The 24,719-nt window shown below is 60.9% G+C and carries 17 protein-coding genes; 10 read left to right on the top strand and 7 right to left on the bottom strand.

Annotated features, from left to right (window positions below; genetic code table 11):
• Positions 1–46: 46 nt before the first annotated feature.
• The 10 genes from mobL (at position 47) to H535_RS25595 (ending at position 20,678) form a co-directional block, all read left to right on the top strand.
• Entirely contained in the window at positions 47–2,407 is a 2,361-nt protein-coding gene (gene mobL, locus H535_RS25600; protein ID WP_051299320.1) for a relaxase MobL, read from the top strand.
• Positions 2,408–2,570: 163 nt separating this feature from the next.
• Positions 2,571–3,128 (top strand): hypothetical protein, encoded by a 558-nt coding sequence (locus H535_RS0114160; RefSeq protein ID WP_026820065.1) that lies wholly within the window; start codon positions 2,571–2,573, stop codon positions 3,126–3,128.
• Positions 3,129–3,219: 91 nt separating this feature from the next.
• Complete coding sequence (locus H535_RS27860) at positions 3,220–3,807, top strand: hypothetical protein (RefSeq protein WP_051299319.1); 588 nt, start codon at positions 3,220–3,222, stop codon at positions 3,805–3,807.
• Between the two features lie 162 nt (positions 3,808–3,969).
• Positions 3,970–5,736, top strand: a complete 1,767-nt coding sequence (locus H535_RS0114145; protein ID WP_026820063.1) for an AAA family ATPase — start codon at positions 3,970–3,972, stop codon at positions 5,734–5,736.
• Positions 5,737–5,870: 134 nt separating this feature from the next.
• Positions 5,871–7,982 (top strand): coiled-coil domain-containing protein, encoded by a 2,112-nt coding sequence (locus tag H535_RS0114140; protein ID WP_026820062.1) that lies wholly within the window; start codon positions 5,871–5,873, stop codon positions 7,980–7,982.
• A 130-nt stretch (positions 7,983–8,112) separates the two neighbouring features.
• Positions 8,113–12,177, top strand: a complete 4,065-nt coding sequence (locus H535_RS0114135; protein ID WP_026820061.1) for a type IV secretory system conjugative DNA transfer family protein — start codon at positions 8,113–8,115, stop codon at positions 12,175–12,177.
• Between the two features lie 348 nt (positions 12,178–12,525).
• Positions 12,526–18,075 carry a hypothetical protein gene (locus H535_RS0114130; RefSeq protein ID WP_211236597.1) on the top strand — a complete coding sequence of 1,850 codons (5,550 nt, stop codon included), beginning with the start codon at positions 12,526–12,528 and terminating at the stop codon, positions 18,073–18,075.
• A 2-nt stretch (positions 18,076–18,077) separates the two neighbouring features.
• Positions 18,078–19,832 (top strand): hypothetical protein, encoded by a 1,755-nt coding sequence (locus H535_RS0114125; RefSeq protein ID WP_035769668.1) that lies wholly within the window; start codon positions 18,078–18,080, stop codon positions 19,830–19,832.
• A gap of 31 nt (positions 19,833–19,863) precedes the next feature.
• Positions 19,864–20,202, top strand: coding sequence for a hypothetical protein (locus H535_RS0114120; protein WP_026820058.1), 339 nt, complete (start codon positions 19,864–19,866; stop codon positions 20,200–20,202).
• A gap of 107 nt (positions 20,203–20,309) precedes the next feature.
• Positions 20,310–20,678: an HU family DNA-binding protein gene (locus tag H535_RS25595; protein ID WP_081416702.1), complete on the top strand. Its 369-nt coding sequence runs from the start codon at positions 20,310–20,312 to the stop codon at positions 20,676–20,678.
• Positions 20,679–20,787: 109 nt separating this feature from the next.
• On the opposite strand, the gene H535_RS0114110 is transcribed toward H535_RS25595, so the two are convergent.
• The 7 genes from H535_RS0114110 to H535_RS0114085 all read right to left on the bottom strand — a co-directional run bounded on the left by H535_RS0114110 (position 20,788) and on the right by H535_RS0114085 (position 24,714).
• Complete coding sequence (locus H535_RS0114110; protein ID WP_026820057.1) at positions 20,788–21,264, bottom strand: hypothetical protein; 477 nt, start codon at positions 21,262–21,264, stop codon at positions 20,788–20,790.
• Positions 21,261–21,449 (bottom strand): HNH endonuclease, encoded by a 189-nt coding sequence (locus H535_RS30390; RefSeq protein WP_425387279.1) that lies wholly within the window; start codon positions 21,447–21,449, stop codon positions 21,261–21,263. Before H535_RS30390 ends, H535_RS0114110 begins: the two co-directional genes overlap by 4 nt.
• 261 nt (positions 21,450–21,710) lie before the next feature.
• Positions 21,711–22,292: a hypothetical protein gene (locus tag H535_RS0114105; protein ID WP_026820056.1), complete on the bottom strand. Its 582-nt coding sequence runs from the start codon at positions 22,290–22,292 to the stop codon at positions 21,711–21,713.
• A 14-nt stretch (positions 22,293–22,306) separates the two neighbouring features.
• On the bottom strand, positions 22,307–23,257 hold the full coding sequence (locus tag H535_RS0114100; RefSeq protein WP_026820055.1) for an RNA-binding protein: 951 nt from the start codon (positions 23,255–23,257) through the stop codon (positions 22,307–22,309).
• 3 nt (positions 23,258–23,260) lie between these two features.
• Positions 23,261–23,746, bottom strand: coding sequence for a DUF3145 family protein (locus H535_RS0114095; protein WP_026820054.1), 486 nt, complete (start codon positions 23,744–23,746; stop codon positions 23,261–23,263).
• Between the two features lie 61 nt (positions 23,747–23,807).
• Positions 23,808–24,113, bottom strand: a complete 306-nt coding sequence (locus H535_RS0114090; protein ID WP_155838696.1) for a hypothetical protein — start codon at positions 24,111–24,113, stop codon at positions 23,808–23,810.
• 178 nt (positions 24,114–24,291) lie between these two features.
• On the bottom strand, positions 24,292–24,714 hold the full coding sequence (locus H535_RS0114085; protein WP_026820052.1) for a hypothetical protein: 423 nt from the start codon (positions 24,712–24,714) through the stop codon (positions 24,292–24,294).
• Positions 24,715–24,719 lie beyond the last annotated feature (5 nt).

The following is a 24,719-nucleotide window of genomic DNA, read 5'->3' as shown; positions in this document are numbered from 1 at the left end:
GCGTGATCTATTGTCCGTGGCTGCTGTCGAAAGAGGAAGGGCCGTCGTGGGGCTCAAACAAGACATCGTGCTGGTCAACGAATACTCGGTGCCGACCCCTGGCGGCGGCGGTTCCCGCGGCGGCACGCCGGGCAACTATATTCAGCAGTACATGGCCCGTGATCAGGCCGTGGAATCTCTGGCCCCGATCCAGCGCCTGCGGACGGACAACTTCATCCTGCGCTACATGGCCCGCACGGACGCGGTCGAGCGCGCGCCAAGCACTGCCAACAGTGCCAAGCGCGAGATGCGCCAGGCCCAGGGCGAGGGCGGGCTGGCGTTCGGCTATGGTTCGGTCTCACTGTCCGATGAGCAGCTGAAAGCGGCCTCGGCCGACATGCAGCACTTGTTCGACGTCGGTAAGACGGTGATGAAGACGGTGCTGTCGTTCGACGAGGATTATTTGAAGCGCCACAGGATCATCGACCGGGATTTCCACTGCAGCCAGCCCGGTGACTATCGCGGCCATGTTGATCAGATGAAGCTGCGTATGGCGGTGATGCGCGGTATGGATCGGATGGCCGCCGGCAGTGGCGGGTTCGACGACCTGCGCTATACCGCCACCATCCAGGTCGACACCGAACACCTTCACGCACATATCGCCGCCGTCGACGCCGGAGAAGGTCAGCTGGCCAAAGACGGCACCCAGCGCGGCAAGCTGACCGACCGGCACAAGTCGCGGCTGCGCCGCGGGGTCGATGCCTGGCTGGATGAGAAACAGACGGTGGCCCACTTATCCAGCGCCGTCGGGTACGAACGACGCAACGTCACCACCTTCATCAAACGGTGGGCGCACGAGAAAATGCGTGACGAGTCACTGCCGCAGTTCATGCTCGCGTGCCTGCCCGAGGATCGGAGCCTGTGGCGAGCCGGGACCAATGACCACCGGATGCGCAAAGCCAATGAGCTGGCCACCGAACTGGTCACCGAACAGCTCGAGCGCAGCGACTCACCCATGCCGGCGGCCATGGAAAAAATCGTCGACTATGCCAACCAGCGCCGCGAGGCCGAAGACCTGAGCACCGAACAGTGGCAGAGCCTCGTTGACACCGGCCGCGGCCGGATTGTCGAGCGCGGAATCAACGGCGTCTACCGGATGGTGGCCGCGCTGCCCGAAGATGAACTGACGATCCGCACACCGATGCTTGACGTAATGGGCATGGATTATGAGCAGATGGCCACGCTGGCCGCCGATCGCCACGATGCCGGCCTCGACGACCAGGGCGAGTCGGCCGATATGGTCTCATTCGGTTTTCGCCTGCGTAATTACGCCTCGCGCCTGGATCACCACAAGCGCAAGTCCGGTGTGTATCGCGATCTGACACGGCAATGGGAGAGGGCCGATGATGCCGGTGTCGCCGATGACGATTCGAGGCCGCTCTACGACTTCTACTGGCACGAACAGCAGTATCAGCTTCGACTGATGGCCAAATACCAGCATTTTCTGCCATTCATGGGCGAGGCCGGCCCCTGGTACGAGCAGCACCAGGAAGTCGCCGACTACGGCCAGCGGCTGCTGGCACTGAAGAGCCTGCGCCACGACGGTTCGCTGCAGCGGATGAAAGACCCCGATGAGGCCGAACGTTTGGGCCGCGAGATCTATGACCAGCCCGGCGGCCGGTTGCTCACCGAAGGCGATGCCGGCCGCAGCGTGCTGGACCACCGGATTTCGACAATGCGCTCGGGATATGACGAGCGGCTTGAGCAGCTGCGTACGGATCTGGCCGCCACCGGGCTGATATTGAGGCCGGCACAAGCCTCAGCGGCGGCTGTCGATACTGCCGGGCCTGCAGCAGCGACCGGCACAGGCACCGATCCGGGTGCAGATACGGATTCCGTCGCTGATGATGGCCTCCAGGATCTGGTCATCGAAAAAGGTGCCGCCTACGACTTCAACGAAGTCAAGGCCCTGGACCTGCACCACCTTGGCTACGACTTCTTCAACGATGTCACCGTGGGCCCGTCCAGCCGGCAGGCCTTTGTGGCCGAAGCGAACCAGCGCCACGAGTTACTGCTCGGTGCCATGGCCTATCTCGACGACTCGCACCAGAGTGAGGCCATCGTCGACCTGCCCGTCGACGATGTCGCGGCGATGACGAAGCTGACGGCCGTCTTGGATGACAATGCCGATGCACACGGGCGCAGCGTGCTGCCCAGCCGGTTCGCAGAACTGCGTGCGGCGCGTAGCGCCGAAGAGAAGGTGGACAGACAAGCTGCCTCATCATTGGATGCCGGTCTGGCCGTGTCCGTCCGCCAACAGGTGGATCAGGCCGCACTCGAGGCCCCTGATCTGTCGCAGTATCCCGATGCCGACACGGCCGGATCCGACCGAGGCGGGCAGCCGGGCGACATGTCGATGGGGACATAATTATCGGTCATAGATCATTCAGTAGATCATCGACTGGTTGCATCCGCATTTATACTGTATTAGTCTCTACAGTATTCGCCGGATAGGTTGCTAATGATCGGGCGATGGTCGTTGATCGAGACCGACTCATGTGTGAGTCGGAACAAATAAAGGAGTAAAGATCATGGCACAGCTCAAAGGAAAAGGCGCTTTCACCGGGGTCAATCTCGTGGCCAAGACGTTCGACAACAATGTGACCAAAGATGGCAAGACGCGCTTCTTGGACGTCCAGGTCGATCATCGTGACGAGCGGGGCAAGAGCGAGACGAACCTGCATCTGACGTCCAACCGCACTGTCGGTGACGACGGCCAGACGCGCTACAACAACGGTGCCCCCTATTCGGCGGGCCAATTCGACAAGATCGCCGAGGCGGCCGGCCCGAATGTGGAGCCGATCGCCAACGCCGATGGCGAAAAGATCGGACAGCTCTACGGGGTCAAAGCCAACGTGATGCCCTCGGCCAAGGGTAACGGTCTGGTGCTCAACTCCGAGTCACTGGGCGGGTCCGACTTCGACATTGATAGTCAGACCATGGATGGCCAGTTCTCATCCATGCGCGAAGCCCGTGATGCCAGGGCGACCGAGCAGCAGGCGACGGCAGAACCCGCCGCTGAGCAGACTGCCGGCGTTGAAGCTGAGACCGAGCGGGTCGCCGAGTCGGAAGAGCCGCAGCTCGGCTGAGGCGTCACAGCGGCGAGAATACACACCACAGGCCCCCGATGAGCTCCTGCTCGTCGGGGGCCTGTGGTGTGTAAAGGAAAGGACAGCGATCATGAAAAATGGCTCTTCACGTGAGGCACAGCTGAATTCGTCATCGCGCCAGCGGCAGTCCGGGGCTGAGCCGGCAGCGGATCCGTCACGGGCGAGAAAAAAGCTGCGCGCCCCCACGGCGGGCGAAGTCTCGGCGCTGGGCCGGATCGGCAGGGAGGCGATCAAAGGTGCCCGGCAAAGCGCTCGAATCGGCCGGCCGATCCCGCGGGTCGGGCCGGTGACCGGCGCTGGCGTCGGCGCTGTTCTTTCAGCCGGCCACAGCCTGCTCGACGAAGCCGATCAGTTCGGCGCGAAAGAGCCGGCCGGGATGGATGCGGGCCCGCCGGCGGAAACTCCGCATGCACAGGCTCCACCCGCGGCGGCGCGGGCACGGCCGAATAGATTGCCTCTGTTGGTGCCGGGCCCGGGTGAGCCGGGTTGGCCGTTCAACCCGGTCACCCGCACACAGGGCAGCCCTGCGGACACGGACCACACTGTGCCGCCGCCGGGGCTCACTGCACGGGCCACTGAACCGAAGCCCTCTGCCAGGTCCACCGCGCCCGTCTTTGACGAACAGCCGGCCGCTGACGATGAGCCCGAATTCGGATGATCTGCCGTCACGGCGGCCCACGTAGGTCGTCGACGCCATGTTGACAGACCCTTCCCCAATGGTTTGTCGGACGATATTTCTTTGTCTTTGATAGATCATTTACATGATAGAGTTTGACTGATCTTTCAATCTATTTGATACATGTCGAAAGGGTGTGCCTGCATGTTCGCTGATGTGCGGCTCAACGAGTCTTATGAGCTGTTGGGGCGGCTGTCGCAGCCGATGAAAATGGCGGAACGGGCCATCGTCGGCCGCGAGCACGAGAAGACGCAGCTGCTGGCCTCGATGAACCGCCCCGAACTATGCAACGCATTGATGCTGGCCCCCGCGGGCTCGGGCAAAACCAGTGTTGTCCAGGCCACGATGGCCTCGGACCCGAAGAGACTGTATCTCGAGGTCGATCCGGCCAGGATGATCTCCGAGGCGGGCAACGCCGAAAACATGGCCGCGATGCTCAAAGGCTTCTTCGACGAGGCCGAGCGTTTCGTCGCGGACGAGGGCCTGGAACTGGTGCTGTTCATCGATGAGTTCCACCAGATCATCCAGCTCTCCGACGCCGCGGTCGAGGCGATCAAGCCGGTGCTGGCCGCCTCCGGTGCCCGCGGTATCCGCGTCATTGCCGCGACGACCTACGACGAGTTCCATCTGCACATTTCAGCGAACCAGCCGTTGGTGGAGCGTCTGCAGCGGATCAACCTCTCACCGCCGGACGAAGAAACGACGGTGCAGATCCTGGAAGGCATGGCACAGCGTTACGACGTCGCCGACCAGTTCCTCGACGATCACATCTTCCGGTTGATCTACGAGTACACACAGCGGTATATGCCGGCCAACGCACAGCCGCGCAAGTCGATCCTGGTACTCGACTCGATGGTCGGCTGGCACCGGCACACCAAACGCGCCATCGACAAGGACCTGCTCGCGGACGTGCTCATGGAGTCGCTGAACGTCAACGTCGCCTTCCGTGTCGACGGCACCAAGATCAAGCGGCAGCTGGACTCGAAGGTGCTCAGCCAGGATCTGGCCACCAGCGTGCTGGCCCGCCGCCTGCAGCTGTGCGTGGCCGACCTCAACGACAAGACGCGGCCGCAGGCAAGCCTGCTGTTCGCCGGATCGACCGGTGTGGGCAAATCGGAGACCGCCAAGCAGCTGGCGAAGCTCTTGTTCGGCGACGACCAGCGGCATTTGATCCGCATGGACATGACTGAATATGCAACTGAAGACTCGCTGGCGGCGTTCCGCTCGGAGCTGACCAAGCGGGTGTGGGACTTATCCCATGCCGTACTGCTGTTCGACGAGGTGGAGAAAGCACATTCGATGGTCACCAGGGTGCTGCTCCAGGTCCTCGACGACGGTCGGCTCTCCGACGACAACAACCGCGAGGTCTCTTTCCTCAACACCTACATTGTGTTGACGACCAACGCCGGCTCCGAGATCTTCTCGACCATCGCCCAATACGAACCCGACGACACCGGTTCGGGCAAGCAGCTGTTGCACTATGAGAAGCTCATCCGCCGGTCGATCTCCTCGACCTCCGGCGACAACCGGTTTCCGCCGGAACTGCTGGGACGTATTGATTCAATCGTGCCGTTCCAGCCGTTGTCGCTGCCCACGCAGCAGAAGATCATCAAGACCAAGCTGCGCGGGTTGGTCCAGGAGGTGCTGGTCAAGCACAACGTGGCCGTGACGATCGACGAGAGGGTCCTGCAGTACCTCATCGACGACAGGTCCGACAGCGACTCCGATGCCGGCGGTGCCCGTGCGGCGGTGGCGAAAATGACCGATGAAGTGACCACAGCCGTGGCACTGTTCGTCAACGAGCATCCAGTCGAGCGCCGGATTCGCATCGACGTCGAAGGAGAGCTGGTCAGCGACCATAAGTCCCTGCTGACCTCGGACGCCCACGTGGTCGTCAGCGCAATGAGATAAGCGGGTGTTTTGATCATATATGATCGTTTCAATGATCCAGTACTGATAATTTAGAAACGTTGCAGACTTGCATTCATTAATAGTATTCTCGTATATGAGACTAATGGCGGTATTGATCGAAGGGATCCACAGACATGAGCATTCTGCCAGCCACGAAAGACAGCCAAAAGAAGGAACGAAAGAAGAAGCCGGATGAGCTGCTGGCGTCCGTGGTCCGTGAAACCGCCACTGCCGCGGCAGTCGAATTGCTGCGCACCAACGAGCCGTTCATCTTCCCCGGCGGAACGGGCTGGGTGATCCTGACGCTTGAAGCCGACGCGATCGGCGGATTGAGCAAGCGTCATAACCGCGATGAGGCCAAAGGCTCCATTATCGGGCTGATCGAATCCGATCAGATTCAGACCGTGGCCACCACTGACATGCTGGCGGGCGAGACCTTCGGCATCATCCCCACTGAGGACACGCTGTCGCGGATGGAGGAATATCGCCTGCTGACTGAAGCTGAATACTCCTGGGCCGTGCTCTGGCAAGATGGCAGCCGGCAACTGGATTACACCATCGTCGCCGCCGCGGATTTCGCCCAGGCTCTGCGGGTTTGTGCCGGCACTGAGGATCTTAAGACTGCTGTCGGGGATGCAGCCTGGGCCGAACACAGCGGCGAGGCGGGGCAGGCGGGTCCAGCAGGCGATGGACAGCGGCAGACCGAACCGATTGCCGCCGCCGGGGCGGATCAGTCCGTCGACGACGGTGATCCACTGTTTGATGACGAGCCTGAAACCGACACCGGCGCAGTTGATTCCGATGATGGTGAAGTTCAGCCGGTCTTCTCGGATGTTGTCGACGAAGATGCCGGGGTTGCAGCGGAGGCGGCAGGCGCGGACAGCGTGGATGCGGCGGCGTTCGATGAACCATCGGTCGATGACGGCCCCGGAGCCGAAGAGGTTCCATTTGATGAAGATCCGTACGTTCACGACGACGGGTATGACGATGATGAAGATGAGGATGAAGACGAAGAAGAGTTAGACGATGAGGTTCTGGTGGCGGACCAGGATCAGATCCGTGAGCAGATCGCCCGCCGGTTCCTCAGCGATGACCTCGATCTCGACATCCGGCTCGACGAGTTCAACACCGTATTCAATATCGGCATACCGGTGGTCCGGATTGCCACGCCCGCCGGTGCCAGCCAATGGCTCGGTGACCAGATCGGGCAGCTGACCCGGCAGGCCAACGCCTCATTGGAGCAGCTGCATGATCAGGGCGAGTCGACTCTGCGCACCGAATACATCAAACTCATGGCCTTACATGTTGAGCAGGTCACCCGTGAAGTGGCCACCGATCGTGAAGGCAGCCGGTACAAGGCTCTCAACGATCGTGCCGAAGCCGATCATAAGCAGCGGCTGGCCACAAAAGACGAGGATGTCCGCACCCGGCATAAAGAAATTCTCGAGGAGTTCAACACCACGGCGGCGGCGGTCGGCCAGCAGGCGGCGGCGCAGGCGGAGATGCAGTATAAGGAGCGCAACAAGGCGCGCGTGGCGCGTGAGCAGGTCGAGGCCGTCTCCGAGATCGAGGCGCTGGCCGAAAACACGTATTCGCACACCCGACAGGAGATTCTGCGGGTGCGGCGCAAGGATGCGGCTTCGAAGATGCAGGTCGGCCAGACGCGCATTATGGAACTGCTTGAAGACCAGCACAAAGCCAACCTGGATGCCGAGCGCGAGCTCATGGACTCCTGGACGGCCCAAATCGAGCGCGTGATCGACGACCACCGAAAAGACGACATCAGCCGCGCCGAGACGCTGGCCGAAGATCAGGCGCGCACAGACCAGGTGAATGCTCTCAAGACGTCCCACCAGCAGGCCCTGGAGGACGTGAAGGCGGACCAGACACAGCGGCAACAGCACATGGATGATGAGCTCGAGCGTGTGCGTCACCGTGCCGCCGAGCAGATGGCCGAACGTGACGAGGCGTGGCAACACAGTCTCAACCTGGAGAAAGAGAAGGCGGACTCACAGGCCAGGCGTGTCGATGATCTGCTGGCCCAGCTCGAGAATATGGGGACCTCGTTCAAGGCCCAATATGAGACTCAGGTCAATGACCTCACAGACGAGAAGCGCTCGATGGCCGAAGCACTGGAGCAGTCAGATGTGATTCATTCACGGTCGAACTGGATGATGAGCCTGCTGTTGGTCTGCCTGGGGCTGGTCATGCTCGGTGCCGGCTTCATCCTCGGGGCGATTCTCTGATCGTCACTACGACATGGACGAGAGACGTCGAACAGAACATGAGGTCAACAGTGCGCGCGTCGTCGTCATAGCAGGCGGGGCACGCACTGTTGACGTTTTTAGATACAAGACAGACACAGGAGCGTAACTCATGGCCGGTAGCAAACGGAAGGCGCGTGCACCGAAGGCCGACAGCTGGGACAAGATCTCGGCCAGAGACCCGGAACAGACACTCGGACACCGGGACGTGCACAGTTCTCAGCAGCTGGATCGAAGCAAGCGCGAGCGACTGCGTTCGCCCACGCCCGGCCGGGTCGGGGCCGCTGTCGCGGGCGTATTCGTCACGGTCGCCGCCTGGGTGCTGTACTCACTGATCGCGATGGCCCTGGTCGCGGCGGGCTCGATCATCGACGGTTTCGGCAGCGGCGCTAGCGGCGGCAGCGGTGGCGGCGACGTGGGTCCGTACTACGCCAAGACGATGCAGACGGTCACCGGCGGCGATGTGGCCCCATGCTTCCGCCAGCTCAGTGACCAGGGCCTGCCCGCCAGCGACTGCTATCCCACAGCGGAGGCGGTGCCGGTGCCCGGCTGGTACACCGCGGCGAAACAACAAGCACAGGCTGGCCCTGCCTCTGATGCCGTCGCGGCGTCGCCGACAGATCTGTCGACGATGACAGTGGGCCCGTATCTGGGTGCCGTCTCCGGGTTCAAGCTGTTTCTGTCCCTGGGCCTGGGGCTGTTGGTGGCCACGATCACGGGCGCATGGTCGGGCAAGCGGGTCAAGAAAGCCAACCTGGCCAATGACACCGCCGACATCAACCAGCACGAGAATGATCAGCATATTGCCCTGCCCGAAGAAATCCAGCGCAAGTTCGACTGGTTTCCCGACGCCGGCGCGCATTCGAGCGTGCAGGCCTCGTCAATGATCAGCCATGCGATGCTGGCGAAGAAAGGGCTGAAAAAGATCGATGTCGCCCGTCGCGCCGAGGCCGACACGTTCGATGACAACGGCAATGTTCTCTATTACGCCGGCGAGGCCCTGGACGACGAAGACGGCAAGCTGATCACTGACCGGAAACCGATCATTGACGAAGAATTCGGCGAGGCTCTGTTTACCGCGTCGGAACTGCCCGATGACAAGGACCTGCGCAAGAGATACGACACCACGGCCATTCCATATAACGCCGATGGTCGCGACCGGGACAGGCTCGGCACGTATAAAAGGGTCAATGACCTGATCAACGATGACTGGGATTTTCCCGATTATGAGGTCCAGCGTCCGGCCGGTGCCTACGTCGTCGACACCGCGCCGGTGAACACGATGGTGCTGGCCATCACCCGCGCGGGTAAAGGCCAGGGCTACATCGAACCCATGCTGGACATGTGGAGCCGTGAGATCAACCCGTCGAACATGGTCATCAATGACCCCAAGGGCGAACTGCTGGTGAAAAATTACATTCCGTTCGTCACTCGCGGGTATGAGCCGGTGCAGTTCAATCTTATTAACTCGATGAAGACCGATATTTACAACCCCCTGGGCATGGCCGCCGACGCGGCACGCGAAGGCGATTCGACCAAATGCGCGCTGTATGTGGAAAACATCGCCGATGTCTTCTTCCCGGTCGACGGCAGTGAGGATCCGGTCTGGCCCAACGCGGCCAATAATGCTTTCAAGCGTGCCGCATACGGCCTGATCGACTTTTATCTGGAAGAAGAGCGAGAGCTGCGCGAGCAGGCCGCGAGGACCGGGATGGACCTGGAGACGCTCGAGGGCAACCTCGATGACATGTGGGGCCAGGTCACCCTCTACAACTGCTATCAATTGTTCGTGCAGCTAACCTCGAAGAAGCTGAAGAATCCCGAGGCCGAGCTGGACAAGCGCGCCAAGGCCGGTGAATTCGACGATGACCAGGAAGGGCTGGAGATCGAAAGGGCTGCCGCGGCGAAGCAGGCGTTTTTGTGGGAAGGCCAGCCTGAGCAGGACATGCTCACTCTCTACTTCAATGCCACCGACGCGCTGCCGACCAACACCATGCGTACGCTGATCGGCAACGCGAACAATGCCCTGCGGGCCATGGCTTCAGCGGAGAAAATGTTGGCGTCGGTCTATGGCATCGCCATTACTGCAATGAGCTTTTTCACCGACCCGACCATTTCAACGTTGACCAGTGGCAAGCCAAGCCAGAACACGGATCTGGGCGGATTGTCGTTTCCGCGCCGGCTGGGCGTGCGGTTTTCAATCAACTTCCTCAAGCGCAACCGGCTGATCGGCCAGCAGGCCGTATGGTCGGCCTACGGGGATTCGATGTTCACTGAGCCCCTCGGCGAAGACTTCGATCATTCCGACATCGTCTCCCGCGAAGGCTGGGCCAGATATTACTTCAAGGGCAAATTTCCCGGCGAGCAGGCCTGGCTTAAGCTCGAACTGGTGAACCCGCAGTCGAAGATGCTGATGCGCACGTTCTATTTCCACTTCAAGAAGAACTACCAGGTCTCGCTGGGCGGCCGTCATTATGTGATCGAGCCGGTCACGGGACAGAAGATTGTCAAAAACGGGGTGCTGCGTGAACTCAAGGCTGTCCGTGCTGATGATCAGGCTGACGGCCAAGCCGATGGTGCAATCACTTCATACAGGCCGGCAGATACGACGTATCCGCAGGATCGCCTTGATCTGTCCCAATCGGGTGTTCCGGAGAAAGTCACCGGTGATGCCAGGGCCATCACCCAATTGATGGTCCGATACAGTGAAGCGCCCAAGGCGGTATTTCTGGTCACTCCCCCGCACCTGATGAAATACGCCAAACTCGTACTGATTCTGGTCAAGCAGCTGGTGGACCTGAACTTCGACAAGTCGTACATGACCAAGTCCAACCAGAAGCCGTTGTATAAGACACGGTTCATGCTTGATGAACTGGGCAACCTGCAGTCGGACGGACATGGCATTGCGAATTTTGAAACAATGCTTTCTGTCGGTTTGGGTCAGGAACAGCAATTCACGCTCATTCTCCAGACGTTGCAACAATTAAGGAACGTTTACGGGGAAGACACGGATAGGATCGTACAGGGCAATGTCTCGAATATCATCTATCTGAAGTCGACCGACGATTCGATGATCGAGACGCTGGAGAAGATGTCGGGTACGACTCATGTTTCACACATCAACTCCAAGCAGATCAGCCAGGACCTGGACAAGGTCGTTGGCGGCACGGCCGAGGGTCATGTTTCATACACGATGAGCACGGAGAAGGAGCCGGTCATCAGTTATAACGACATGGCCTTCATTCCGCCGCGCAACTCGATCGTCTTCCGCGCCGGCGATGCGCCGGTGTGGAACCGCAATGAAACGGTGATGCCGATGAGCTGGCGGCTGCTCAAAAATACTATTAAGCATCCCGGACATGAGTATTCGCTGCAGACGATCCCGACGCTGTCGTCGGCGCTGGACTTCGATGTGCGCAAGAATCAGCCCGATTTCAGCAAGATGCTTGATAAGCGCATGCGCCAGGCAATCCATGCACCGGATGCGAAGCATACGTATCAGGAGAGTTATGGATACCAGGATGTCGATATTGCCCGACTGGACCCGGACCTCTATTCCGACGAGGTCATGGAGCTGGTGCAGATGAAAGTCAACTCGGAACAAAACGGAGACCCGCACGCACCGGCGGAAATGGATGTCGACGGCGGGGCCTCAATGATCTTCGATGAGGACCAGGTGGTCGAGAATATCGAGGCCCAGGCTCAGGCCGAGACACGAGGGGCGACGGCGGCACAGCGGGCCCGGCTCGTGTATGCCGACTCCACGATCAGCCAGGACATGCTGGTCCAGCCCGACGGCACGGCGAAGGTGAAGAATCTGGACGGGCCGATTGCCGAGGCGTACAAGTCGGTGATGCGGGACATGCACCAGGACCGGGAGCATTTCTCGGTCGGCGGCGACGACGAACTGCGCAGCGCCGACGGGACGCGTACCTATATCACGCCGGTGCGAACTGCCGCTTATGTCGATGCCGCACGCAAGCTCAATGATTCGGCCGCGGATGAAAATTCACGGATATATGCGGACGAAGAGATCACCGCCAATGACCTGCAGGCTGTGGGGACGATGAAGATCCACGCGGATTTCTACCTTTTTCTGGCCGCGCAGCCGAGCTGGGAGCCGCTGGCCGGCGGTGCCTTCGACCGGGCAATGGCTCTTGAGATGCATAACGCCTGAGGTCGGCTGGTTCGTCCGATGACAGATGCCGGCGGTGCCCTGATTTCGTCAGGGCACCGCCGGCATTCTTGCAGGTCATCGTGGATGATCGCCGGTCTTGGGTAATGGCGGTTGGCGGGTTTTGCCGGGAAGAATCTGTTGCCGTCGGCGGCTTCGCACTCATGTTTGAGATCCAATGATGATTATTAGACTCATCATTGCGAATAATCGGGTATACTCTATATAGAGTTATGTATCCGATCACTCCAACGGAGGCGATTAATCATGCAAAAGAGAAACGGTCTGCGCAAGTATTTTTATGAAGGTCTTTATTATGATGCGATCTCGCAGGCCAGGAGTCAGACCGGAATGGTGATCCCGATCTCGCAGGCAAAAGAGATTCGGGCCCGTGTTGATGAGCATCTGTCCACCATCGATGCGTCTTCACCAGGTTTGACCATGGCCAATCCGGACCTGCAGGTTTCACACCTGCTGACGGCGGTCGATGCCGCGATCGGTGAATCGGTGCCCGGCTATCAGCCGGTCTTTGCCAACGCCGACGGTGGTCACAGCCCGACGAATGAGAACTATCAGCGGCTGCAGGCGGCCTTCATGAGCCGGGTCGGCTTCGGGTCACGCCCCTCCCCCTCCCCCGCCTTGCCGATCAGTCCCTATGACCCCGACTGGTCCGAGCGGGCGACCATCAAAAATGCAGGCACGGCATTGAGCTATGTGCCCGACGAGACGATCGAACGTGCCGTCGGCGGGCAGACCGGCCGGCTGTCCTCGCCCGAATGCGGTCCGATGATGGTGTGGAAGCTCGATGGTGATGGCAAGGCCGTTGAGTCCGGCCGGGCGATGAGCGACGAGGACGCCTCGGGCCTGACTGCACTGATGGACAAGATGAGCGCGGCAGAGTATGACCAGGTGCGCAACTGGGTCATTGACGGCGGCCGGGATCCGCGCACCGGCCGGATCGACCGTAACCGGTTCATGTCGCCGGCGGCGTTGGGCCGGTCTGTGGCGATCCTCGAAGAACTACAGAGCCAGGGTCTGGACTACGAGGTGCTCAAGGATCAGAACCCCGGTCAGATCAAAGCCCGCGTCTCCGGCACCGGTATGAACGTGCGCCTGACCGAGACCCGCGATCACGAAGACTATGCCGGTGCCCGGATTTATGACAACGGTATGGTGATGCGCTATTCGACCAACCACAAGATCGGCGGCGGTAAGTACGCCACACATACGCCGAGCCCCGCCGAGGCCGTCGATCTGCTTCGTTTCTGTCAGGGCCGGCCGCTGCAGCGCAAGGATCAACCCGGCGTTGCCGTCGGTGCCACGGGCAGCACCCACACGGAAATGGCACGTCGCGGCCGCGACGGGCCCCTGGAGCCGTCCGAGATTGAGGACAGCTATCACGTCGGCAAGATTTCGATGTTCGCCATTGCTGATCACCGGGTCGCCGGCGAACAACCGCGCGATGGCTCAAAAGTCTTCATCCGCCGCAACGGCACCGACCGGTCTCTGCCCGAATACTTCGTCGACGCCGAACCGGCCGAAGCCTATCTGGCCGGAGCAGTGGACAGCGCCCGGGCGAACCTGTCGAACGCGCTCGACGTGGAAGGGCTGATCGCTGATTATGAACGCCAGAGGCCCGATATTGAATTCGACGGTGCCGAAACACTTGAGCCTGAATTCTCGGCCGACACCGAAGTTGCGGCGATCCAGCGCTCTTACTGGGACGTGCTGGCCGGAAACCGGGAGCAGCTGTTGCGCCCGGGTGCGACTGAAGAGATGTACCAGCAGCGCCTCGGCGCGATCGGCGAACTATCCGCCGAAGACGGTGTTGAACCGGACTTTGGCAACCTGATCTACGGCGGCAGCTCACCGGAGAAGGTAAGGGCCCACGCCGATGAAGTCCTCGACGAGGTTATCGGCACCATCGAGTGCGAATCGCGGGTTGACGCACACGGACAACTGGTCGAGCAGCGTTTCGATCCGATGCGGGTGGCCAAATATATGACCAGCTCATCGGGACAGTGGTCGAACCTGGACAATCTGGCATCGGCGTTGCGCCGGATCAACGTCGCCCCGTCCGAAATGATGGGCACCGGATTCCAGTCGGGGCGGTTCAAGGACCGACTGGTGCGCTTCAACGAGTCAGCATCCGTTCCCGTCAATGAACATGACAGTGACTTCATCCGCCGCGCCGGGCAGACGGTGGTCTCCAGCCTTCAGCGCAACGCCGTTGAAGAGGCCGACGTGCGTATTGACGACCAGAGCGTGATCAAGTGGCGCGGGCAGAAGATGCGCCGCGACGGCTCGGCTTCGACAGTCAGCGGCGAAATCGGCCAGATTTTCGACGTCGGTGACCACGGTGAGATCGTGACTGAATTCGCCGGCGGCGAGAATGCCCTGATCGTGCCCGGCTATGAGGCGCGAATCGCCGCCCAGGTTCCGGGTGAGACCGGGTCGGTCGAAGAGCGCACCCTGCTGCGCGGCTATGAACAGATGATGACTGAGCAGATCGAATATCAGGTCGCCTCCGACCTGGTTTCGGGCCGCAGCGAGGTCGGCGAAGGTGCCTCGCTGAACGGGGTGTATTCGAAGTTGTACGGCACTAAGCACCCGGTGGACTTCATTGAGCAGCATCGCGAATATGACGGACAGGGCGCTTTCGACTTCGACGAGCCTGCCGCGAACCGGTTTGCGCTCGACCCGTGGATTGCATCGACCCTGGCCACCGAAGCCAGGCGGGTGCGCTACTCCAACGACATCAAGGCCGGTTCAACCGTTTACGCAGAACATCGGGCCCAGTCGGGCCAGGCTGATCCGGCCGACGATAACCATTTCGATGCGTGGCGGCTCACCGGCGGCCGGAATATGGCGGTATTGACCGGCGTGGACGAGAACGGCATCGCCGCCCAGGCCGGCTATTTCGACCCGGTGATGACCGGGTCGGCGACCAATCAGGGCATCGTGCGCTACCTGACCACTGACGCGCAGGTCTCGACCGACGGCAGGATCAGTCCCGGCGACCCTGAGACCGTCACCGGTGCCCGCGCGCCGTTGATGACACGTCCTGAGCTCGAGACGATGCAGTTCGATCCGTTCGACCGTCAGCAGATGACGGCTTCGACGCTGATGCAGTCCTCGAAGGTGACGTCGCCCACCGGTACGGCGATGATGACGTTCGGCGGCTGGACCGCCGACGACCCGATCGTGATCAGCCGTGAATTCTCCGAGGGCAACCGGATTCACGGTGCCGGCGGCGGAATGCGCGACCTGGTCGCCGGCGATAAGCTCTCGGACCTGCACGGCAACAAGGGCGTTGTCTCCCTGGTCGTCGACCGGGACATGGAACCGGAACAAGCCCGCCGGCAGGATCTGGAGCAGGAGGTCGCCTGGTTCCGGGACAACCCGGACATGGACGTGGTGATGAGCCCGTTCTCATTGATCTCGCGACGCAACGCGGGATCGGCACGGGAGATGCTGGGCGGGGAGGTTTCTGATTTGCACGCACCCGGGGTCGATGCCGCTCAGTCCGGCACGCTGGGACAGATGCGGTTCATGGTCACCCATATGGCCGTCGACGAGAAGACGAAAATCTATGACGACGAGGATGTGTCGGCCGGCCGGGGGCGGAAAGCCTCCTCGCAGCTGGCCTGGGCGCTGCAGAGCCAGGACAGCCCGGCGATCATGGCCGAGTTCTATGGCCACAACAGCGGGGCCGAAGCGAATCTGCGTGAATTCATGCTCACCGTCGGTGTGGACATGGAAGCCGACGGAACCCTGCGGGTCGTCGGCCGCGACGAAGACCATACGGGACTGAGCCACGAGGGAATCGACGACCGGCCCGAGCGCCGGCTCTTCGCCATGCCCGACCTGGTGCATACCTCCAACGGGGGTCTGCACACCACGGCAATGCGCCGATCGTTCGGCGAACTGATCGGTGACAAAGGCGGCGATTTGGAGATCCCGTTCCCGCTGACCTACCCCACCGGTGAGCAGACTGAGCCGGTGACGGACTCATCATGGAAAATGCCGGTGCTCTCGTCGCACCTGCGCTCAGGCCAGGAGTTCGAGGACGGCACGACAGTGACCCACGACTACACGAACCGGTACCTGGATGTGCATATGCAGGCCTGCAAATACCGGTCGATGCAGAAGAAGCTCGATGGCGGATCATTGAGCCAGGACAAGCGCGAAGAATTGACCGACGGGATGGGCAAGGCGGCCGTCCAGGCCCAGCGCAAGTTCGAGTCGATCACCGGTGATCTTCAAAACCGGGTCTTCAGCCAGAAGAAGAACATTTTCAAGACCGGCCTGATGTCATCGAAGCTGGCCGACTCGGCCACGGCCGTATGGACTGCTGATCCGCGGCTGGACATCGACCAAGTGGCGCTGTCGCCGGTGATGGCCGGGCAGCTGGGTTTGGCCGAAGACGATCACGCCCTCATCTGGCGCGACCCGGTGCTGCGGGATGCGGGAATGCGTTATATGCGGGTGGCCGTGGACGAGCGACTGACCGGCGTGGCTATCAACCCGGTGATGGATCAATGCTTCGACGGCGACTTCGACGGTGACGCTGTGGCAGTGGTCAGACTGCACCACGAAGCCGCCAAGACCGAGGCAATGGACAAGCTCTCGGTGCCGGCGAATCTGCTGGACACCGGAGTCAAGAGCGAGGCCGGCACGCACCCGTTTGCCATGCAGATCTCACTGGACACTCAGGCCGCTCTGTCAAAGAGCAGTGAACTGCGCGACGAACTCGACAGCCTCAGCGGTGAGACGAACCTTGCTGTTATGGGTGCGGATTCGGAGCCCGACGACGTGACCAGGGCACGATACGAGGACATTACCGGGCAACTGTCCGATTTCTACCGCGATGCCCAGCGCAATGAGTTCGGATCAGCGTTGCGCTTCGACGACCAACAGGCGCACCTGGACAGCGTGGAGGCGGTCTGCGTCGACACCGGAGCGAAGGGCAACCAACGAAAGCTCGATGACTATGCCCGGTACCTGGGTGAAGATGGTCAGCCGGGGATGACCCGGGCTGACCAGGAAGCGTCAATGTTCGCCACGGCGATCAAGGCCCACGGCACCGGCCTGGGCGGCTCATACAGTCAGCGGGCCGTGCGTGCGCTGGGCAACAAGGATCTCAAGGCGGTGCTGGAAGTGACTTATCCAGTGACGCAGTCGATCCTGCAGTCCAAGCACAGTGCCAGTGAGGCGCGGCATAAGTATGACATGCTCCAGGGCCCCGGGCGGGACTTGTGGCGCGGGCGCAAGCTCGAGCACGACGGGCCCGGCAGTTGGAAGCCGGTCTTTGAAGACGGCGAACCGGTGGCGGCCACTGAACAGGAATGGACGGGCCAGTTCATTGATTTCTATGAGGCCCCTGATGGCTTCAACGTCTCAGTCAACCCCGAATACGTCGAACGGGTCGCGGCGGCGCTGACCGACCCAAAGACCGGCCGGGTGCGCAACCTCGAAGAAGACGTCTCGCTGCAGGGTTCGCTGATGGACCGCATGGCCTACGGCGGCGATTTCAGCGACCTGCTCACTGCCGCCGATAACCACGAGAATCTCTTCGACGGTGACAGGAATGAACAGTTCGCCTCCATCGCCACGGCCGCCGCCCGCACCGAAACCCGCACGCAGCTCGACCGGTTGGCTGAGCCCGGATTCGAACCCGCCGAACCGGTCATTGCTGATGCCGTGATCAAGCGTGACGTGATAGCCGGCGACCACGTCAGTGCCCGCGCCCGCGGCGAAGGGCGTCGTTCGAAACAGGCGGTGGCAGCCGGCGGTCCGCGATCACAGCCAGTGGCGGCCACCGCGGGTGCGCCTTCGTATACGCCCTCGATTGCCATTACAACACCGACGGCCGATGACGAATATGAAATGGGAGGTTGATCATGGCGTATCACAGCAGGGCACGCAAGCATCTGCCGGTCAATGACACCGGTACAAGCGGCGGCACTTCGTATGCGCAGCCCGATCCACATGAAGAACCGGTCGATGCCGAATGGGAGGAGACGAACATGAACGATCACGGTCAACACAGTTCCGGTCGACAACAACAACAAGGGCAAAGATATAGCTGGAAGCAGCAGTGGGAGAAGGCGCGCGGCTTTTTCGCAACCAGGGCCGGCGACCGCAAGGACCGGTATCAGCAGGGCCGGGCACATTGGGTTGAAGAAATGAATGCCAGTGATGATCTGAGCAACCGCGACGAGCTGAAACTGCTGCGGTCCAACATTGCCGACGCCGGCACGCAGTACATGGATTCGCTGCGCGCCTCCAACATTCTCGCCGCCGGGTTCAACGACGATGACCGGCACCAGAAGACCAGTGCGCTGCACGACGTCCATGCCCGGATGATGATGACCTCGTGCATGCGCCCGCTGCAGCAGGGTGTCAGTGCGGCGTCAGTGACGCGTGCGGCGTCCATGATGGCGACCATGTACATGCTTTCGCCCACCTTCAGGTCGGCGGTCGGCGAATATGCCAAGTCGGTCGGCGAAGCAATACAGGAGCGGGTCGAGGCCAAGGCGGACAAGAAAATGGGCCGGGCTGAATTTGAGGCCGGCCGGAAAAACGAGCGGATCGACGGGCAGAACGCGCAGCGGTCCGCCGAGGGTAAAACCGAAAAGCGGCAGGTCGATCCGCGGGAAAAAGTTGGTAACAAGTGGCAGAAACGCTTCGACGATATGCGGTTTCGCCAGCGTGGCCACCGTGAGATGTACACGCCCCGTTCGGCGGCGATGACCGAGGTGGCGCTGGCCGAGCAGGCATTTATGAAACTGCGAGAACCCGACGCCGACACCGGGCAGATCAACGACAGTTACCAGAACATGGTCAAACACTTGTACCAGCAGGCTGAAGCCGACGGCCTGAACCGTGAAGAGGTGGCCGAGGCTTCACGGGTGGTCCTAGGTGAGCGGATCACTGAAGATCCGCGCATGCAGACGATAGCCGAGGGGCTCTCGCACGGGCGCGACCGCATGTGCGCTCCCCGTGATGAGCGTTTGAACGGCACAGGCACGACGGTGAAGGTCTGGCACGGCCAGTTCGAGGATTATCTGGGCCATGAGACCGAGCACACGCGTTATAAAGACCCTGACACCAAGGACGAGGTGCTCGGCGCTTTCACGGTGCGCGGATCCATGGGTGCTGATCACCACCGGATGGCCATGTCGGAGACGATGACGATGACCATGTCGCAGGCCATCAGCGACGGCGACGAGCAGGCCTTCAACGAAGACCTGGCCGGCTATATGCTCGGTTACTCCGCCCGGGCCCGGGATTTCGACGGTGAAGACCTGCCCGGAGCGATTCCCGACCGGCTGTTCCAATCACGGACCATGCTGGCATCGATGACCGCCGACGGGTTCACGGACGAGCAGCAGCAACAGACATACTCGAACGCCTACGTTGACGCGATCGAGGCGATGCGCGAGAAGTATCCGGATTTCAGCCGGCAGTGGGGGCAGAAATATGGCGAAGACTGGCATGATTTTATGGCCAACGCCACGATGGATCCGGCTGCCGCCTATCAAACCTGGCAAACCCGTGAAAGGTCCGGATTCTATGGTGCCTCCGGGACGCCGCGGGCCAGACCGCAACCGGCGGCGTCAGAACAAGAGCCACAACCGGAGTATCAGCCCTGAACGAAGCGATATATGAGCGCAGGAGGCAATCATGAGTGAACAGCAGAAACAAACAGGCTTACCCGGTGCCGACCAGATGGCCCGCGGATTCGGCTTTATAACCGCCGAAGACCGTGCGAAATGGGATCAAGCCAGGCAGCAACAGGCCCCGAAGCACGTGAGCGCCTTGAAAGAAATGATGACATCGGCGGCCTCCTCGGCCTCTGAAGTCGGCCAGCAGAAGCTGCAGGCCAGGCTGAAAGCAGCCGAGCAGGTCGAAGAACAGGAAAAGCGTGAGCAGAGTCGTACGACCAGGCGCACCATCAACGAGACTGTCGATTATGCCGACCGGGATGATCGGAAGACACTGGACACCGGTATGGAGTTCTAGTCATAGCTCATTGAAGGATCATTTTTTGTATTATTGATTGTTCATGCCGGATATAATTTAGATAGACTGAACTATAAATGCAACGAGTGGCCAGCACAGGAGAGTGAATGATGAGCATAGCGACGACTGAAGGTGAACGAGTCACGAAACAACAGTTCGTCTCCGGTGTTTCGGCGCGGACCGGGTTATCGGCGGCAATGGTGAGCGCGGTGTATGAAGGGATCCTCGACGAGCTCGTCGACACGGTGGCGGGCGATCAGGCTGTGGTCCTGACCGGTTTCGGCCGCTTCTATCGACAGGTGCACAAGGGGCATAAGGTCCGCTTCGGCAAGTCCGACGTCGAGGATTATCCGGTGTTGAAATTCTCGGCGTCCAGAAGCGTCAGCCGTCGACTGAATCCCGGCGCGGCCGAGGCGATCAACACCGAAGACTTCAATGACGAACTTGTTGGTGAGCCGGTCGCCGCGACAGTGTGAGCCTGAAATAAAAAAATAAGGCTGGCGAAGAGCGCGTACTGCACTCTTCGCCGGCCTTACTTTTTTGTCGGGCTCGATCATCTGGTATATCGGCGATCTTCGGCGCGGATTAGGCCGCTTGCAGCTGATCAAGCCGCTGGCGCAGTTGCCGGATCTGTGTCTCTTGACTGGAAGAGAGTCGCGGGGTTTGTTTTGCTTCAGTGGCCATGTGCAGCTGGTGCTCGGTGATCATCCGCCGCGCCAGACGACGACATGTTCCGGTGGATGCACCGATGAATTCTGCGGGAATATCAACCTGGCGCGGGCCGTGCTGCTTGCGTCTGCGGTCGTATTCAGTGACGATCCAGCGATCGTCCTGGAGGGTGTATCGACTCGTGCCGAAGCCGCCGATGACTGCCCAGAACAAACCGGGTGGGACGTTTTCATTGTCAATTTTGTATGCGAGGTCTTTGACCCGCAGCACATCATGTACTGCCTGCTGCTGCAACTTGATGGAATCCCACAGCAGCCGGTGAATCGCGAAGGCCTGATGTTCAACCATGGCTTTGGCCTCATCTATGTTGATGATGTCTTTGGTCTCGGTCATGATGGATACTTCTTTCTGCGACGTGCCAGTCGCCATTGGTGGATCGGACCGGGGACGGTGTCTGATTTACGCTGATTGTGCCGGGCGCACAGCAGCTGGCCGTTATACAGTTCAGTGACCCCTCCCCTGGACCAGGGGATGATGTGATCGGCTTCGGTCCCCGGTGCCGGGCAACGGAACCACAGGGGGTACTTGTGCTCACAGCGACCACTTGCCTGCCGGATCAGGTGCTGCTTGTCGGGCCAACTGAACAGACGGGTGGGATCACGCCAGCGCCGCCGCCGGCCGATACCCGCCGCGATGACGAAGAGCCCGATGACAGTAACGGCCAGACAGATCAGCAGAATGGGCTCGTTTATGGGTCTGTGCTCCTTGATGGCAGCACAAAGCGCCGGCCACCTTTCACAGGCGGCCGGCGCTTTGCGTGGTGTGGCTGTTTCTACAGGTCAGTGCAGGTCGTTGCTGATATCGATCAGTTGCCGGGCAATAGCCAGCACCCCGTCCCAGCCGGCCGCGTCGCGGTCGTCAGTGAGCTTGCGGATCTCGCATCCGCGGGAGAGGTAAAGGAACCGACCCTCGTCGCGGACTTCGAGCATGGCGTACGGCTCGTCGGTCTCGTTGTCGAGCACGGACATATTCAGGCCCGGCACCAGACTCGATTCCCTCAGCCCGTCGACGACGTCGCGGACAGTGTCGGTGAAACCCTCTTGGAGATACAACGGTTCAGTCGTGTCCTCGAACACCCCGGAATCGACCAGGGCGGTGTCCATGAGCTCTGGCCGTGGCACGGTCAAAGCGGCGGTGATGTCCTCGTCGGAGTAGGCAAAGCCTCGGTGGACTTCTTCGACGGAGACGATGCGTCGATCTCGATGGGGTTCGGTGTCCCGCGCGTCGACAGCCGCTCCCGCCAGGCTGACTGTTTCAACGACGGTGCAGACCCGTTTGTCGTCGGAGCACAGCCGTGTTCCACGCGATTCACGACAGGTTCTCGCTGGATCCGGTTCAGAGATGATGCGGAATGTGGACATGGTCAAGACTCCTTCTATGTCGTGGCCGTGGCTTCAGCTGCCGCCTTGTGGTCACGGTGGAGCTGCACAGCCATGTCGATGGCGTAGCAGGTGAACAGGAAGTGGACGTCGAAGTCACAGAGATCCCACTCCCAGGTGTCGGAGCCGACGGACTCCTCGTGATCGGCGAGCCACTTGTGGGCCTCGGACTCGCTGTCGGCGTGCCAGCGCGCGTCGTCGAAGAGCTCGTCGCGATGCTCGGCGGGTGACTGCCGCGGGACTTCACTGTCTTTGAGTCCGCCCCAATCATGGTCCTCGATCAGCGCGCCGATCTGCTCATCCGTGACGCCGTCGACACTCCAGAGGGCAATGCGGGCGGTTGCGGACGCGTCGCGGCGCTCCTGGTTCAGCACGGCGTAGGTGCCGCCGGTGATTGCCAGCTGTTCCTCGGTGACCCAGTGGGCGTCGAAGAGCGCTGCCTGCGTATCGTCATCGAGTCCCCGCAGCTCGTGCAGACGTTCCAGCAGCGTGAGCTGCTTCTCGTGGAATTCCTGCGCCTCGGTGCCGAGTTCTTCACTCTCCTCGAGGTGCTCGCGCACCTGCTGCAGGAATATCTCGGGGTCATATTTCTTGACTTCGTGCGAGCGTGAGCCGCAGAGCTTCTGGGCCCAGTAACGGAAATCGATGCCCGGCGCGCCATCGAAGTAGTAATCATCGACCTTGCCGGCGGAGGAGAAAAATTCGATCATGTCACGCTCGCGGGCGAACATGTATCCGTCGGCGATGTCGCCGCTGGTGGCCAAGTGGCCGGGCCAGGTGGTGATGTCCCAGCTCCAGATGCGGGTCCCGGGGGCCGTGACTCTGAGGTGCCGGTAGAGATCGTCGTTATGCAGAATGACGAGACTGTGGTCTTTGGTCTGTTTGCAGAAGCTGGCGTAGGCGGCGGCATAGGGGTTTGCTGGTTTCGTCGATTCGTTGGTTCTCATGGATTATTGATCCTTATCCGATGCGGTGACGGCGTATCCTGTGATGCTGGCGAGTGTGCGTAAGGCCAGGTTGTGGCGGCGGCCAGTACGTTGTTCAAGCTCGTTACGGTTGTTGGTCTCGTCGTAGAGCGTCAGCACCTGTTGATCGGTGAAGACAGGGCAACCGTCAGCATCACATGGTGCCGTCCACAGCCCCAGGCCGGGGGTGAACCGGCAGAGACTACCGAGCCATTCGTACTTCGGGTCTTCCCAGACCTGCCAGGAGGCATCAGGGGCAGTGAGCTGCAACTGTGTGGCAATTTCGTCGGCCGAACCGCAGGGGCCTTCCGTATCCCGATAAGCGAGATGGAGGCTGAGCTGGTCGTGCCGCTGATGGCCTGTGCCGTATTCGGGGTCCAGATCTCTCTGGTCGATGAGATCAAGGACGGCGGCGGCCTGCGTCGGCGGGCAATCGAAAACAGTTAGTTGGACCGGTGCGTGGTCGGCCATAGTGTTCTCCTGAACGTGTGTCGGTTCGGCTGCAGGATGGAATGTTGGATGGAGTCGAGACTCAGGCTTCGCCGAAGGTCACCCCGTGCCAGCGATTCAATGAATCGATCTCCCGGGCTATGACGACCAGCCGTGGCAGCGACTGACCCACCCGCAGCTCCGCATCCGGACGGCTCTCGCCTGTTTTCTGCTCGCGGTCGACGAGATCATTGAGAATCATCGCCCGTGCCCGGGCGCGCAGTCGCGGCCAGCGGTGCCCGAGATTGAATTCGGGCCGGAGGTCGGACTCGCTGAGGCTGTGGGTGAAGATCACCAGGGCCCGCCAACGACCGAAACCGTCCGCGAAGGTATTGATGGTGGAGATCACAGAGGGCATGGTTGGTCCCGGCTTTCGCGTAGTATATGGGCGAGGATTTTCACCCGAGGTTTTCGATGTTTTGCTCATATTCGGCCCGGGTATTCTTTTCAGCGGTGGCAGCGTCGACGCCGGATGCGGCCGCGACTGGGCGGGTGGTCCGTGGATCTAACTCGGTGCTGAAGAGGGCTCAGCGGATCCAACCCAGTACGTTGTCGGTTTCATCGTCATAGTTCGCCTCGATGGCATCCTCAAGGGTGTCTTCGGGATGCCCGATGAAGTGCATCCCGGCGTTGACCATGAGATTGGCGGCGTCTGTGATTCGCTCGTCGCCATCAGCGAGACCAATGACCTCGTCGGCAGCGTGGATCAGCGCCTGATTGATCGATTCCATGCCGGGTTGCCGCGGCTGCTCCTGTGCGTCGCGGATGGTGTTAATCAGGCGTTCCCACTCCCCCAGGGTCATGTGGACCTTGCCGTCATGGAAGGAGACTAAACCGGGTGAGCCGGTCGCTGCGGTGAGCCGGTCTTTCAAGGCGTTGAAGCGCCGCTCATTAGTCACCGCGGCGAGGCCGGAGACTTGTTCATCACTGAAGCGGTTATGCGTGCTCATGGTTG

It is taken from the genome of Arthrobacter castelli DSM 16402 (assembly GCF_000430705.1).
Lineage (GTDB): Bacteria > Actinomycetota > Actinomycetes > Actinomycetales > Micrococcaceae > Arthrobacter_C > Arthrobacter_C castelli.
Note: the sequence above shows the minus strand (reverse complement) of the source record. Positions and strands in the feature narration are given on the sequence as shown.